Origin of the sequence: Adhaeribacter radiodurans, from assembly GCF_014075995.1 — a bacterium.
Lineage (GTDB): Bacteria > Bacteroidota > Bacteroidia > Cytophagales > Hymenobacteraceae > Adhaeribacter > Adhaeribacter radiodurans.
Genome location: NZ_CP055153.1, coordinates 2,833,260 through 2,849,901 on the forward strand (window position 1 = coordinate 2,833,260; position 16,642 = coordinate 2,849,901).

A 16,642-nucleotide genomic window follows, 5' to 3' on the forward strand; every position below is an offset into this window, starting at 1 on the left:
CAGGATGTTGGGCTACCTTTGTGTTAATAATAGTACAATATTATTCTTATGGAAACAATTAGTAAACCTTCGCCAACTTCCGTTCTAACGGATAAAGATATACCTAAAGAAGTAATGCTGCCCGTTACCGGTATGACCTGTTCTGCCTGTGCGGTTAGCGTTGAATCAATGGTAGCCAGTACTCCCGGGGTAATAAATGCCAATGTAAATTATGCCACCCAAACGTTGCAGGTAGCATATGACCCGGAAAAAGTTCGCTTAGCTGATATGCGAAAAGTTGTTAAATCTATTGGTTACGATTTAATTATTGACTCTGAAAATGCCCGGGAAAAGCAGGAACAAGCGCAGCAAAATCATTATCAAACCATAAAAAGAAATACCATTCTGGCGGCAATCCTTACTTTGCCCTTAGTTATAGTGGGTATGTTTTTCATGAACTTGCCTTATGGTAACTGGTTAATGTTGGTATTAAGTGCACCCGTGCTTTTTATTTTTGGCCGAAACTTTTTTATTAACGCCTTCCGGCAAGCCCGCCACGGGAAAGCTAATATGGATACGCTGGTAGCCTTAAGTACGGGTACTGCTTTTGGTTTTAGCGTTTTTAATACCCTATACCCCGAGTTTTGGTACGCCCGGGGTTTGCACCCGCACGTTTATTTTGAATCTGCTGCTTTTATAATTGTTTTTATTCTGCTCGGAAAATTATTAGAAGAACGCGCGAAATCGAATACTTCATCGGCTTTAAAAAAGTTAATTGGCTTACAACCAAAAACAGTATGGTTAATAGAAAACGACCAAGAACGGGAAGTACCTGTAGCCGACATTCAAACAGGGAATTTAATACTGGTTCGTCCGGGTGAAAAAATACCCGTAGATGGCCAGATTACAGCGGGCTCTTCTTACGTGGATGAATCTATGATTAGCGGGGAGCCGGTTCCGGTTAGTAAACAAATGAATGATAATGTATTTGCCGGCACCATAAATCAAAAAGGCAGTTTCCGGTTTGTGGCTCAAAAAGTAGGTAGCGATACTTTACTGGCTCAAATTATTAAATTGGTACAGCAAGCCCAAGGTTCCAAGGCTCCGGTACAAAAACTGGTAGATAAAATTGCCGGAATATTTGTACCGGTAGTAGTTGGTCTGGCACTGCTTAGCTTAATTATTTGGCTTGTTTTAGGCGGTGATAATGGTTTTACCCAAGGTTTGCTGGCTTTTGTTACTGTATTGGTTATTGCCTGCCCATGCGCTTTAGGTTTAGCTACCCCAACGGCAATAATGGTGGGAATAGGCAAAGGTGCCGAATTAGGTATTTTAATAAAAGATGCGGAAAGTTTAGAGCAAGCGCACCAATTAAACGCCTTAGTGCTGGATAAAACCGGTACCATTACTGAGGGCAAACCTGTAGTGAACAACTTAATTTGGGCGGAAAATGTACAACTGCGGCAAATGGCTTTAGAATCTGTATTGCTCACCATGGAACAGCAATCGGAACATCCTTTAGCCGAAGCTATTGTACGTAACCTACGTGAAAAAAATATTACCACTGTTTCGTTAGCTAATTTTGATAGTATTACCGGCCAAGGGTTGCGAGCTATTTGGCAAGACAAAATGTATCGGATTGGCAGTTTGTCCTACATGATCTCTGAAAAAATTAAAATACCAGCCGAGTTTAACGACTTAGCTACTACCTGGGCCGAGGCGGCTCAAACCATTATTTATTTTTCTGAAGAACAGCAGGTAGTTGCCCTGGTATCCATTGCGGATAAAATAAAAGAAACGTCAGCCAAGGCTATTCAAACTTTGCAGGAACAAGGTATAACCGTATACATGCTCACCGGCGATAATGCCCGTACGGCGGCTTCAGTAGCGCATCAGGTTGGAATTACTAATTTTAAAGCCGAAGTAATGCCCAGCGATAAAGCCGATTTTGTAAAATCGCTGCAAAACCAAGGGAAAGTAGTAGGTATGGTCGGCGACGGCATTAACGATTCGCAAGCCCTGGCTCAGGCCGATGTGAGCATTGCCATGGGAAAAGGCTCGGATATTGCCATTGACGTAGCCAAAATGACACTCATTACATCGGATTTACAATTATTACCAAAAGCTATTAAATTGTCGCGGCAAACTGTATTAGCCATCCGGCAAAATTTATTCTGGGCTTTTATCTACAACCTGATCGGTATTCCTATAGCGGCCGGTATTCTCTATCCAACCTTTGGTTTTTTGCTAAACCCCATGATTGCGGGGGCAGCAATGGCATTAAGTTCGGTATCAGTAGTTGCTAATAGTTTAAGGCTAAAAGCAAAAAAGCTTTAAAATAAAAATTACTTTTCTGCCTGATGAATTTCCTGATCACTGACTATTAGGAAATTTACCAGGCTGAATTTTTCTTTACTACCATCTTAAGTGAAGATATGAAATTAAACGAGCTATATTTGTGCGGTGAAAACGCTGGCTTTACTATTATCGGTTTTTGTATTGCTCCTAGCAACTATACCTTGTTGCCTTGCTGATAATTGCCCAAATGAAAAGCCCAAATCAGAACAAACCAAGGGTAAAAATTCTAATTCTAGTTCCGAAGCTGGTTTTTGTTCCCCTTTTTATAGTTGCTCCAGTTGCAATGGATTTACTTTTTCTACTTTAACTTTTAAACTAAATTTAATTACTTTTCCGGAAACGCAAACCCCTACTTGGTTTAAACCGGAATTTGTTTCAAGTTATTCTGCTGCTATCTGGCAACCGCCTAAATTATTCTTCTTCTTTTCTTAATTGTCAGCTACTTACTAATGGTGAGTAAAGCTGGCTGCTTTTTAAAACTTTTTTACTTTTTAAAGAAATGAAGATTGTAATTCTATTTCTGTGGGCGTGGCTATGTACCACTTTTGCCTACAGTCAAAATACTTTAAATGCTTACATAAAAGATGCCGAAACGCAAGAGCCTTTAATTGGAGCAACAGTTGTTCTTCTAAACACCAACCTGGGAGCTTCTTCGGATGGACAAGGGCGAATAATTATAAACGGGATACCCAACGGCACTTTTACTTTTCGTTTTTCGCACGTAGGTTACACCGAAATTAATCAGGTATTTTCTTTTCCCTTAACCAATTCCGAACCCATTACTGTTCTGCTTCACAGCACCGGCGAAGAATTGGAAACAGTAGAAATAACTTCTACTCGCAGTTCCCGGACCATCCAGGATATTCCTACCCGGGTAGAGTTTATAGCCGGGGAAGAACTCGAAGAAAAAGCTAATATGAAACCCGGCGACATCCGCATGATATTAAGCGAAAGTACCGGTATACAAACCCAGCAAACGTCGGCTACTTCGGCCAATGCCAGCATCCGCATTCAGGGGTTGGACGGGCGCTATACACAAATTTTAAAAGATGGCTTTCCGTTGTACTCGGGTTATGCGGGTGGTTTGGGTTTGTTGCAAACTCCTCCCCTGGATTTAAAGCAAGTAGAAATTGTGAAGGGTTCCAGTTCTACCTTGTACGGCGGCGGTGCTATTGCCGGTTTAGTAAATCTTATTTCCAAAACCCCGCAGCAAAAACCCGAACTCCGCTTTTTACTAAATGGTACTACGGCGGGCGGCCTGGATGTAAATGGTTTTTATGGACAAAAATGGCAAAAGGTAGGAGTAACGGTATTCGCTGCCCGAAACAGTAATTTTGCCTATGATCCATCCCACTCGGATTTATCGGCTATTCCTCAATTTAAACGCTATACTTTTAACCCAAGAATTTTCTGGTATCCCTCAACCAAAACAAATTTAAATTTTGGGATAAATACGGTTTTCGAAAACCGGTTGGGTGGCGATATCCATTACATAAAAGGCGAAAGAAACAATAACCATTCGTATTATGAAGAGAATAAAACCAAGCGCTCTTCAACGCAGCTTGCTTTTAATCATCAATTAAATTCTGCCAGTAAAATAAATTTTAAAAACAGCATTAGTTACTTTAACCGGGACTTGCAAATTCCGGAGTATTCCTTTAACGGCAAGCAGGTAAATACCTTTAGTGAAGCTACTTATGCTTACTCCCGCGAAAAATCAGATTGGGTAGCGGGTTTAAATTTATGGACGGAAAACTTCCGGGAAAGTAAAGCAGATAGTTTTACTTTGCGCAATTACAAGCAAACTACTATAGGAGCTTTTGTCCAGAATACGTGGAAAGTAGAAAACTGGCTGCACCTGGAAACAGGGTTAAGGAGTGATTATGTGGTGGATTACGGCTTTGCCTGGCTCCCAAGGATATCAGCCCTTTTTAAAATAAAACCTAATTTTACCTCGCGGCTAGGCGGTGGATTTGGCTACAAAGCTCCTACTATTTTTACCGAAGAAACCGAACGCTTGCAGTATCGCGGAATTTTGCCTCTAAATCCGAAGAACAATCAATTAGAGCGCAGTTATGGCACCAACCTGGATTTTACGTACCGAACTTCTTTTGCCCAGGAAGCTATCAGCTTTAATGTGAACCATTTATTCTTTTACACCTTTTTAGATCATCCATTAGCCTTGCAATCGCTTGGCAACAATACCTATATCTTGCAAAACAGACCGGGTCACCTGGACACGAAAGGCACGGAAACAAACTTTAAAATAGGCTATAAAGATTTTAATATGTTTTTAGGTTATACTTTCACGCATACTATTATTCACGAAGGTAAACGTAAAACCATAAATCCTTTAACTCCCAAACACCGCATTAATGCCGTATTAATGTACGAGGCGGAAGATAAATGGAAAATCGGTTTAGAGTCTTATTATTTTAGCAAACAAAAACTAACAGATGGTACCACGGGTAAATCTTATGTAATTTCCGGAATTATGGCCGAAAAATTATTCCAAAAGTTTTCTTTGTACCTCAACTTCGAGAATTTCCTGGATGTGCGGCAAACCCGATTCGATAGCATTTATACTGGCAGCATTACCAATCCAACTTTCCGGGATATCTATGCCCCACTGGATGGGTTTGTAGTGAATGGAGGTGTTAAGTTAAATTTATTTTAAGTTACAAGTAAACGGCTTATTAACGGTTAGTTTTTGGAGCCGGTTCCCGTCTCCAGGCAGCGGTGCTAACTTGTTTGATATTTCAAGTTTTGCCTCATGGCCGGCGGGCCTCGTTTGGCTCTCTCGGACGGTTTAGCGAACCTTGGCTCACTCCGTTGCACTAGGCTGCTGCGCCGCACCGAAACGCTAAAAGGCTCTCCTCAGCCAAACTTGTATCAATATGCTAAATTGGGCATTCATTAACGTATTCAGCCTTTTTAGAATTTCCATTTATTATAACAAAAGAGCCAACCTGTTTAAACAAGCTGGCTCTTTTACTTTCTATTACTTATATTCAAAAGGAAATTTAAACCTATAAAGTTGATTAATATTAACTTAAACAAATTACTTCTTCTGTTCGGATAAAAAAGTAATGAGGGAGGCAAATTCTTCGTAAGATAATGCGTTGGCCAGGCCACTTGGCATCATGGAGGTTTCCATTTCTTTGCGCGATATAATGTCGCTGGTTTTTATGGTAAAAACTTCTCCGGCAATATTGCGCATCACTACTTTGTCGGCTGTTTCTTCCGAAACAAACCCAGTATACGATTTTCCTCCTTTAGCGGAAATAGTAACAGTTGCAAAACCTTGCGAGATGGAGGCGTTGGGCTTTAATACGGATTCAGCAATTTGCTCCCGGTTCATGATCGAACCTATCTGCCCCATAAAAGGTCCTTTCAGAACTTCGCCTTTTTTAATGCTATGGCAGGCCACGCAACCTTGACGGGTGAAAAGACCTTTACCCACCACCGGATCTCCTTTAATTTTAGCAATGGCTAACATTACATCTTCAATAGAAGACTTTCCTATTTGTCCTTTCTGATTCCGGATTTTTTCCAGATCTACTTTAATGTCGTCTTTCGCGGCTAAAGAATCTTCCCCGCCAAATTCAGTAATGCCCATGCGGTGGCGGCTGTTCAAATCTGCATAAAGTTGTTTATCGGAGGCATCGGCTTTGCTCCATTGTTCTTTTAAGAAGTTTTCGATTTTAGGTGAAGCCTCCCAGGTTATTCCTTTATAATAAGGACCATGCGAATCGGGTCGGGTACCCCACCACCAGGAAGCATCGTAAGGCGCTTCTTTTTTGTACAACCGCGACAAAGTAACCAATATTTGGTTTTTTAGATTTTCGTCTTTTGCTTGTCCATATGCCTTAATTAAACCATCCACTGCCTTTGAGTCGTGGAAGTACCGCAAAGTCCAAAGCGCAAGTGTAGAATTTTCAGTACCAATTGCGTTAACGCAGGCATCTACCGCATTTAAACTTACTAAAGCCCGCATAGCGAAATGGGCTGGAATTATAGTTGAATTAGGAGTAGCATGCGGCCCTTCAACATCTTTGGCTGGAGCTACAAAAGAAGCGGGCACTTTAATTTGCAACAAGGCAGGTATAGCCTCCGGTTTCCCTAAACGACCCAAACCTATTATGGATGCCGTTTGAACACGTATAGATGGATCTTTTAAACCTTTCAGGAAAGGTTCAACTGGTACACCGGTTATGTGGGTCTTCCGGTCGCTGAGTGCTCGCAAGGCAAACTCTCGCATATCATTTTCATGGGTTAATTTTACTAAATCGGCATTTCCTTTTTCGCCGGTAGCTTGGGTGTAGGTATACAGGCCAGCTACCCGGGCATACAAAGGCAAACTTTTATCAGCCACCATTTTCCAGACAGCTTTAGTGGTACTTTTAGCGGGCCGGGTAAGCAGTTCCTGCTGCGCGTATAGGCGAGCCACGGCACTTTCAGATTTTAGTAAATTAACCAGTTGCTTAACAGATGCTTTTTTCAGATCCGGAAATGGTTTGTAAGTCCAATTGGCCGGTACTGCCCGCACCACATAACCTTTAGCGGGGTTACCGGAGTATCCGGCACCATCCCAAGCCGAAAGATACATTCGGCCGGAACCATCTACATCCACATCGGTTATTTGGGGTAATTTTATAAATTCTTCGTCTTTCTGCCGAAAACTAGGTCCATCTGGTGTTACCCGGTGCACGTACAACATACTGCGTCCCCAGTCGGCCATAAGCGGAACACGGTTATATTTTTCAGGCCAGGTTGGCTCGTCTAGGAATAAAGAACCTGCTCCGGAACCGCCACCTAAATCTACGAGTGCCGGAATAATTTCATCGGTAAAATGTTGAAACAACACCGGATAACCGTATTCTCCGGATTGAATCTGATGACTAAACCGAATGTTCCAGCCTCCTCCGTCGTTGGTATTACCGCGGGTAAATATATTCATGTACGGGTCAATGGCTACGTCGTAGATATTGCGCATGCCATGGGTGTATACTTCCATTTCGGTACCATTAGGCCGCACCCGCACAATACCGCCCCCCAACATGGTTAATTTTTTACCGGACCGGTCTACGGCATCATGAAATCCAAAGTCGCCTACGGCAATGTAAATCCAGCCATCAATGCCCATCCGGATACCATTGGTAGCGTGGTCGGTACCACGGCTTTGTAAAAATTTAGGATTACTAATACCCTGAATAAGCGGTTTAGACGAACCATCGGCCACTCCATCGTGGTTTTTATCTTCAAAAACTACTAAATCCATGCCGCTGGCTTTCCCGGTTTCTTTGGAAAAAGTAGTATGCAAAACAAAAACTTGATCACCTACCGAAATAATACCTCGGGGATTATCTACCTGAGCAAAAGTAGTGTGCTGATCTACGGTGCCATCATTGTTGCTATCTACTAAGCGCACAATGCTGCCTTTTCCTGGATCTTTACCCAAGGAGCCAATCATATCCACTCCCACATACACTTCTCCAGTTGGTGCTACCGCCAAACAGGCCGGACTAGGTGTTAAATCTGGACCGGCAAAATTGGTAATTTTTAAATCGGCCGGCCCTTCTTGAGGAATAACTAAGGTGGAATTAGGTACCTTGGAAGAAGATACATCTGGTTGCCGGATGAAACTAATTAAACCAAGAGATATTAAAATAACATAAAAGAAACTTAATGAAATTCTTAACATGATTATTTAATTATGAAATAAAAGAATTTTGTAGAGAAATTTATCCCGGTAAAGTCTGGTGAGTACAAGTAAAATACATTAATCAAAGTTATTCATTTCAATCATTCTACCCAAAAGAAGTCGCAAATTATCAAATTTGAGAATTGTTGAACAAGAATTAGTTACCTCACCTCTAGAATATCATATACTATTTAATTTAGAAATTCAGAGATTGAATTAATAATTAAAATTTATTAATAGTACAGCTCAAAATTGTGGCTTTTACACTATAAATATTTATTGCATTTCATAAATATCTTTTTGCATTCTATATTTAAATTTCTATTTTTAGCTACTCTCCCAACTGGCTACTGCGCGTAAGGTATTAGTTTCTTAAGTCACCACGCTTTAGTAATTCCTGATTTCCATCCAATAGTAATATCACATAAAGTAAAACATTTATGAAACCACGATTTTATCGTTATTTCCTGATCCAAACCCATCAGGTAGAAAGGTATAATTGGCGCTGCCTGTGTACTATCTTGTTACTTATTGGCAACTTATGCACCATTAGCTTCGCTCAAACTAAAATCTGGGATAAAACCTTAGGTGGCAGCGGTTATGATGATTTATACTCCCTTCAACAAACCCGGGACGGTGGCTACATTGTGGGCGGGTATTCTTCTTCGAACATAAGTGGGGATAAATCCCAAGCTGCCAAAGGCTATACTGATTATTGGATTATAAAACTACGAGCGAATGGCACCAGAGAATGGGATAAAACTTATGGCGGCAATTACAGCGATGATTTAGCTTTACTTCAGCAAACCCGGGATGGCGGGTATATTTTGGGTGGTACTTCATTTTCAGGTAAAAGCAGCGATAAAACCGAAGCTAGTGCAGGTCATAGCGCTTACTGGATAGTTAAATTAAAAGCCGATGGCAGTAAAGAATGGGATAAAACCTTTGGTGGCAATAATGAAAATTATTTAACTGTCATTCAGCAGACAAGTGATGGTGGGTATGTATTGGGAGGATATTCTTCTTCGGGCAAAAGCGGAAACAAAACCGAAGGTTCTAAAGGAGGCTATGATTTTTGGGTGGTAAAAACAAGCGCCAATGGCACCAAAGAATGGGATAAAACATTAGGAGGCAACGGTTATGATAATTTGTACTCTCTCCGGCAAACCCAGGATGGCGGTTACATATTAGGAGGTACTTCTGCTTCGGGCATAAGCGGTGATAAAACCCAAATTAATAAAGGTGATTGTGCCGAAAATGGATGCAGCACCACCGATTATTGGATAGTGAAACTAAACGCTGCCGGCTCCAAAGAATGGGATAAAACTTTGGGTGGCGATGATAATGACAGGCTAAAATCTTTGCAACCAACCAATGATGGTGGCTATATTGTGGGAGGGCACTCCATATCAGGAAAAGGCGGCGATAAATCGGAAGCCTCTAAAGGTGGCTTTGACTACTGGGTAATTAAACTAAGTGCAACCGGCACGAAAGAATGGGACAAAGCATTTGGGGGAAATGATAGTGATTATTTATACTCTCTTCAGCAAACTAGGGATGCGGGTTTTATTTTAGGAGGTAACTCTAAGTCAGGCAAAAATAACGATAAAACGGAGGCAAATAAAGGTTCTACAGATTTCTGGGTAGTAAAAATAAGCGCCAACGGCATTAAAGAATGGGATAAAGCTTACGGAGCGGCTGGTGAAAATTATTTAACTGCTTTCCAACAAACCAATGAGGGCGATTATCTTCTGGGAGGTACTTCTTCGGCAGGCAAAAGCAACGATAAATCAGAAGCCTCAAAAGGCGGTTTTGATTTCTGGTTAGTGAAGCTAAAAGACGATCAACCCCGCATTGCCGAATGGAATTTACGTTATGGCGGTAATGGTAACGAGGGTTTTACTACCATAATTAAAACGTCGGACGGGGGTTATCTAGCCGGTGGTTATTCCAATTCAGGTAATGGTGGGGATAAAACGCAAAATAGCCAAGGTAAAAACGATTATTGGATTGTAAAAACCGATAAAAATGGTAAAAAAATATGGGATAAACGGTACGGTGGTTCTGGCGATGATTACCTGAATCGCATTATTCCTACCCAAGATGGAGGCTATTTATTAGCGGGTTCTTCTCTTTCGGGTAGTGGCGGCGACAAAAGCCAGCCTAGTCGGGGTAATCGTGATTATTGGATTGTAAAAATCAACAATAATGGCGCAAAACAATGGGATAAGCGTTACGGCGGCTCTGGTTTCGATGAATTGAAGAAAGTTATTCAACTCGCCTCCGGCGAATACCTGTTAGTAGGTAACAGCAACTCGCCATCCAATGGTGATAAAAGTCAAGATAGCCGGGGTGAGAACGATTTTTGGTTAGTAAAAATTAATAATTCAGGTTCTAAAATTTGGGACAAACGCTTTGGCGGTAACTTAGACGAAGCTTTGGGCGGCATAGTATCCACTTCCAATGATGGCTATTTATTAGGTGGTAGTTCTGCTTCGGGTAAAAATGGAGATAAGAGCGAAGAAAGCCGGGGCGGCAATGATTTTTGGCTGATTAGTCTGGATAAGAACGGCACTAAACTATGGGATAAATCTTACGGAGGGAGCGGTAACGATGAAGCATACTCTTTAGGCCGGACGGGTAATGATTACTTTATTTCGGGGCAAAGCAATTCTCCTGCCGGAATGGATAAAACTCAGAACAGCCAAGGTGGCAAAGATTTTTGGTTAATTAAAGTAACCAGCACAGGCAAAAAAATCTGGGATAAGCGTTTTGGTGGGGCTAAAGAAGAAGAACTCCGTGCTAGCACGCAAACTAACGACGGTGGATATATACTGGCTGGAACATCGTACTCTGAAAAGAGTGGTAACAAAAGCCAGAATAGCCAAGGCTTAGGCGATTATTGGATCGTAAAAACTAATAAGGATGGACAATTCGAGTGGGACAAACGTTATGGTGGCAGCGGAGGCGAAGAATTGCGCGCCGTGATCCAGGCCAATGATGGTGGTTTGCTGTTAGCCGGAAAGTCCGCCTCGGGTGTAAGCGGGGACCGGACTCAATCTAGTCAGGGTGGAACCGATTACTGGCTGGTGAAGGTAGCATCTGAATTAGTAGAAGCTCCTTTAGCTTTTGCAAAGAAAGTAAATCCAATTGAAGAATCCGCTGATCTTACCAGTCAGGTATATTTAATGGCTTACCCCAATCCAAGTAAAGAAAAAGTAAAAATCAATTTTTCATTATCCAAAACCCAGTCCGTCAGGTTAAAAGTTTATGACAGCCAAGGAAAAGATGTAATTACATTATATCAGGGGGAAGCAACAGCTAATCAAACTTATGAGGTAAACTGGCAAGCGGGTAATCAATCGACGGGCATGTATTTTCTGCAACTTCAAACGGCTACTAAAAACCAGCAAGTAAAGCTACTCTTAACTAAGTAGAAAGCATTATTCTTATCTGTTATAAAATAAGGTAATCAGTTATGAAAAAGTTTTTATCCTTACTATTAATATTTGCAAGCACTATTTTGCCGGCACCCTTTTCCTATAGCCAAACGCCGGGTAGTTCCTGGTCAGAGAAAATGGCAGCTACTGCTGTAAATATTTGGCAAGATTCGCTGGTAACAGAGACCGGCAAGGCTGCTACCTGGTCATTCGACGAAGGCTTAGTACTGGAGGGGTTTACGAATGTTTGGCGGCGAACAGCAAAAGGAGCCTATTTTAAGTTCGTGCAAACAAGTATGAACCGTTTTGTAAAGCCGGATGGCAGCATAGCCCGGTACAAATCCGAAGATTTTGAGCTTGATGATGTTAAGAATGGCCGGATTTTATTAACTCTTTACAAAGTAACTTTGCAGGAGAAATATTATAAAGCGGCCACTTTGCTGCGTGAACAACTAAGAAAACAGCCACGTACCAAAGAAGGTAATTTCTGGCACCAAAATATATATCCATATCAAACTTGGCTAAATGATTTATACCTGGCTCAACCGTTTTATGCCGAGTACGCCGCCACGTTTAATCAACCCGAGGCTTTCGAAGACATCGCTAATCAATTTATTTCTCTGGAAAACCATTTGCGTGATACAGAAACAGGTTTGTTAAATCCTGGCTGGGATGAAGCAAGAACACAAAAGTGGATTGATAGGAATACAGATTTATCCTTGTTTTGGGGAAGGGCTATGGGTTTGTACGGTGCGGGTTTGGTAGATGTACTGGAGTATTTTCCGGTTAAACATCCGCAGCGGACAGCCCTGCTACAAATTCTGGAACGTTTTGCCTTAGCCGTAGAAAAAGTACAAGATTCCAAATCCGGTGTCTGGTACCAGATCTTAGATCAGCCAACAAGTAAAAACAATTATTCGGAGGCATCAGCATCAAGTTTATTTGTTTATGCCCTAGGCAAAGCAGTACGCTTAGGCTATCTGCCTCAGAAATATGAAGCCGTTGCTCTAAAAGGGCATGAAGGAATTGTTAAAGAGTTTATTAAAACAAACGAAACAGGCCAGGTTAATCTGGAAGGTACGGCAAGCGTCGACAATCTGGGAGGAAGCCCTTACCGAGACGATAGTTATGAATTTTTGTATAGTAAAAAAGTAGTTACGAACGATCCGAACGGAGTAGGCGCTTTTCTGATGGCTTCTAACGAAATGGAATTACGCACGATTACTACCGTAGGCAAAGGAAAAACTTTGTTGCTGGATGGGTATTTTAATAATGAGTTTATAAAAGATGCCAGCGGGCAAACCATTCCTTTTCATTATAAATGGGAGGAGCAGGATAATAATGGTTTTTCTTTGTTAGGCGAACATGCCCGCTACATGAGGGCTCAAACAGCAGAGCTAAAACAAGCTCCTACCGCTCAGAACCTGAAAAATGCTGATGTATATCTTATTGTGGACCCGGATACGGAAAAGGAAACTGCCCAACCCAATTACGTTCAACCAGCCCATGTAAAAGCTATATCGGAATGGGTAAAAAATGGAGGTGTTCTGTTGTTAATGGGCAACGATTTACCGAATAACGAATTTGACCATTTTAATACGCTGGCAAAAGCATTTGGCATTGAGTTTAAAAAAGAAACCAAGAATTTAGTTATAGGCAATGATTTTGAATTAGGAAAAATTGTGGTTCCCGCTAATCATTCCATTTTCAAGAATGGTCGTCAGCTTTTCTTGAAGGATATTAGCACTTTAAACCTGAAATCTCCGGCTAAATCGGTGTTAGATCATAAAGGCGATGTGGTAATGGCAGTAGCCAAAGTAGGCAAAGGCACCGTGTTTGCGGTTGGCGATCCCTGGTTGTACAACGAGTATACGGATGGCAGGAAGCTACCAGCCGAGTACCAGAATTTTGAGGCAGGTACGGACTTACTTACCTGGTTGTTCCAGCAAGTGCCTGCAACAAGTAAGTAGTTGTTTGTTATTAGTTGTTCGTTGCTGGTTTAGTAAGTTTTTGGTGCTTAACAAATTACTATAAATAATAGCTTCTACTAATTTCGTTGAAGTACTTGATAGTATTCAGTTAAAGAGTCATTTAAAACTACTTCGCTGATGGGTTTTAATGTACTCTTAAGGTGGAACAAACATAATTTGAGTGGATTTAAATAACTTTAAGTGGAATGCAGGTTTTCATCCCGGGAAACTTGCTGAATAAAGCCATCCAATACGATATGCATTATTTGCGTTAAGGCCAATAAGGGTAACTACGTTAAGGACACTGCTATCTTGCAATTTGGGGTAAACTATAAGCTAATCCGGACATTCTTATAATACAACAAGTTCTAAACACAACTTCTTCTTAACAATCTATTCGCCTTCTACCCTAGCTTTAAGCTTTTTTCGTTGTAACTTCAACTATACAGAGGCGTTAGGTTAACGTAGAATGGTAAAATAATCCTGACACATATGGGTTACAGGAAAATGAAATGGTTGTTAAATTTAAAATTTCAGAACGATGCTAGCAGAAAAAGTAATAAATCCGGCAATAGCAACATACGATGTAGCCTCAATTTTGGGAGGTTTGTATGGCGATGGTATAATTGCCCTGAAAGGAGCTTTTAGCCGGGAGTGGGTGCAGCAACTCGATGAAGATATATGGGTTTTATACGAAGCTGCTTTGCAGCGGCCCGGTGGGGCAGTTGGCCGTGGTCCGAAGCGGCATTACGTAGAAATTCACCCCGAAGATATCCGGGGCTTTGTAGAATTAGCGACGCATCCCTGGGTGCAGGCGGTTTCGGAAGCCGTGCTGGGGCCAGATTATAAAATTGTAGAAATCGGGTTTGATATTCCAAATCCGGGAGCAGTAGAACAGCCCTGGCACCGCGACTTTCCCGCACCGGAAGATACCATTTTAGGTCGCCGGCTAAATTCTTTGGCCTTTAACTTAACCACCGTAGATGTTACCGAAGACATGGGACCTTTTGAAATTGCACCCGGCACTCAGTGGGATTTACCAATAAACTTTCAGCACGACATGTTTCCAGCGAAAGAAAGTTACGCCCGGTACCAGGAACGAGCCCAACGGAAATTTCCTAAAATGGGCGATATCTCCGCCCGGTCGGCTTTAACCATTCACCGGGGTACGGCTAATTATTCAAATAAACCCCGGCCGGCTTTGGTGCTAGGCGTAGACTCTCCCACTGCTAAAAATGCAGAACGCCACGATTTACAAATTACCCGTTCCTACTTTGAACAACTTCCGGAGAGTTTGAAAGAACATTTAACTTACCGGCTAGTGGATAAATTAGAACCTATTTACCAGGCGCATACCATTGAAGGTTTAATGATGGGCGAAGCTTAAAATTAAAGAAGTGGTTAGTTACTAATTAATGGATATTCGACTAATATATTTAGGTTAATTATTAAATCAGTATTAACCAAATAGTAAAAAAGTAAACTCCTGAAAGCAGTCCGGAAAAAAGTAAATTTTCCTCCGGACTGCTTTCTTTTAAGTAAGAAGACAGAAATAGTTTAATATATTGAAGGTCGGGATTATGGTAATAAGGTTTTGAGCTTCAATTTTACAATAAGCACATTAGTCAAGCATCTAATATCTTTATACTTGTGTCTTCTGGCTTATATCTTCCCTAATACTACCCGGTCTTCTTTAAAAAGAATGGGTATGGACAACAGTGCCCGAAACTGCTTATAACCAGCTTTACCCGGAAAATAACCGTGCAGGAAAAGTTGCGGTTTCCCATTAGGGTCCACAACTACCGAGGGGTGCCCGGGTGCCCACCACTCGGCTGTTGATTGCAAAAATGGCTGCGGCATTTTCCGGTAAGGGCCTAAAAGCGAATCGGCAATGGCTACACCAATTCCGTATTGATCGGTAGAAAAATCGTTACCGGCATAGAACAGGTAGAATTTATTCTGGTGATGCGTTACCCACATGCCCTCTACCAAATGTGCTTCCCAGGCCAGATCATTCTCAATAATTTTAGTTCTTTCTCCTATCAAACTCGATCCATCGGCGGATAGTTGTTGGGCGTACATGGGGGTTTTCATGTATCGCTGAATAACTGAAATGGCCTGCTGAACTGGCTGTGTTTGTGTATTTTTTAATTCAGTTAAACGATCATAAAAAAGTAAATACCTGCTGATTATGGCCTCAATAAAAACCTGGTTAAATAAGAAGCGTTCCATGGGTTCCAGGGTTTGCACCCAGGGCCATAAAATTACTATAAAAGAGGTCGTAATTTGATTTTCTTCCTCCTCAAATAAGTCGCGGATGAAAGTTGGATTTTCGAAAAGAAATTGAATTAATTTACCTGGCCAAACATCGTTGTTGTCTTCCTTCCAGAATAAATAAGCCAATCCGTTATCCTGCACAAAAACGTGCGGATCAATAACATTGCCTTTTAAAATTGGTTCTTCATCCGCCAAAAAAGGCCCATCCGGATGAGTAGACTTGGCAACTCCAATGCAGAGCTCCCGGGTATCTTTATCGCGGGCAACGAAGTAAACGTGGAAATTATCGTTAATCTGATGCATTTCGGGTGCCCAATAATCGCTTACCATTTTATCGTTAGCTGCCCAGGCGGGTTTGCGGTTTTCCGGAAATACAAAGCCTACAAATTCCCAATCCTGTAAATTGCGGGAGCGAATAATGGGGAAAGCATGCGGGGCATCGTTAGAAGTAGAAAGTAAATAATAGAGCGGTTCTTCTGCACCGGTTTGTTGCTTTACCCGGATTACTGCCGGATCGCCGTAGCCATATAAGATTTGCGGGTTTAAATTTTTACTCAGCACTTCCCGGTAAGTAGCTTTAAACTGCGGATTGGTTTGCACCAGTTGGCGGTTCTGGGGTGTCCGTAACCCGAAATCAAGTGCTAATTTTTCGAATAAATTTAAATAATCCGTATGGTTTCGTTCTTTTAGCTGATAGTAGCAGGTTTTCACCTGTTTGGTTTGGGGATCAGTGCCAGTAACCGTTAAAGTAAAAATATTATTTACGCCTAATTCTTCCCGAATTAAAATAGTAAAAGAATAATGAGCACTATCGGGGGAAGTTAATTCCATTTCCGAAATATTGGCGCCATTGCTTTTTTCCTGCATCGGTTTTCCTCAGGGTGATCAGATAAGCTTATCCGCAAAAACGTACC

General features: G+C 41.5%; 8 protein-coding genes. 6 read left to right on the forward strand and 2 right to left on the reverse strand.

Going from position 1 to position 16,642, the window contains the following annotated elements; all coding sequences use genetic code 11:
* The first annotated feature begins 48 nt into the window (after positions 1 to 48).
* The 3 genes from HUW48_RS11640 (at position 49) to HUW48_RS11650 (ending at position 5,257) form a co-directional block, all read left to right on the forward strand.
* A complete protein-coding gene (locus HUW48_RS11640; protein ID WP_394368462.1) occupies positions 49 to 2,316 on the forward strand; it encodes a heavy metal translocating P-type ATPase in 2,268 nt (755 codons plus the stop codon).
* A gap of 520 nt (positions 2,317 to 2,836) precedes the next feature.
* The gene (locus HUW48_RS11645; RefSeq protein ID WP_182415834.1) at positions 2,837 to 5,014 is read left to right on the forward strand and encodes a TonB-dependent receptor; all 2,178 of its coding nucleotides are present in this window, start codon (positions 2,837 to 2,839) and stop codon (positions 5,012 to 5,014) included.
* Positions 5,015 to 5,110: 96 nt separating this feature from the next.
* Entirely contained in the window at positions 5,111 to 5,257 is a 147-nt protein-coding gene (locus tag HUW48_RS11650; RefSeq protein WP_182415835.1) for a hypothetical protein, read from the forward strand.
* Positions 5,258 to 5,398: 141 nt separating this feature from the next.
* On the opposite strand, the gene HUW48_RS11655 is transcribed toward HUW48_RS11650, so the two are convergent.
* Positions 5,399 to 8,041, reverse strand: coding sequence for a DUF7133 domain-containing protein (locus HUW48_RS11655; protein WP_182415836.1), 2,643 nt, complete (start codon positions 8,039 to 8,041; stop codon positions 5,399 to 5,401).
* 440 nt (positions 8,042 to 8,481) lie between these two features.
* Between HUW48_RS11655 and HUW48_RS11660 the strand changes: the two genes are divergently transcribed.
* The 3 genes from HUW48_RS11660 (at position 8,482) to HUW48_RS11670 (ending at position 14,838) form a co-directional block, all read left to right on the forward strand.
* Complete coding sequence (locus HUW48_RS11660) at positions 8,482 to 11,478, forward strand: T9SS type A sorting domain-containing protein (protein ID WP_182415837.1); 2,997 nt, start codon at positions 8,482 to 8,484, stop codon at positions 11,476 to 11,478.
* Between the two features lie 41 nt (positions 11,479 to 11,519).
* A complete protein-coding gene (locus HUW48_RS11665) occupies positions 11,520 to 13,451 on the forward strand; it encodes a glycoside hydrolase family 88/105 protein (protein WP_182415838.1) in 1,932 nt (643 codons plus the stop codon).
* Positions 13,452 to 13,992: 541 nt separating this feature from the next.
* Complete coding sequence (locus HUW48_RS11670; RefSeq protein ID WP_182415839.1) at positions 13,993 to 14,838, forward strand: phytanoyl-CoA dioxygenase family protein; 846 nt, start codon at positions 13,993 to 13,995, stop codon at positions 14,836 to 14,838.
* 275 nt (positions 14,839 to 15,113) lie between these two features.
* On the opposite strand, the gene HUW48_RS11675 is transcribed toward HUW48_RS11670, so the two are convergent.
* Positions 15,114 to 16,595, reverse strand: a complete 1,482-nt coding sequence (locus HUW48_RS11675) for a glycoside hydrolase family 43 protein (protein WP_220464017.1) — start codon at positions 16,593 to 16,595, stop codon at positions 15,114 to 15,116.
* Positions 16,596 to 16,642: the final 47 nt, after the last annotated feature.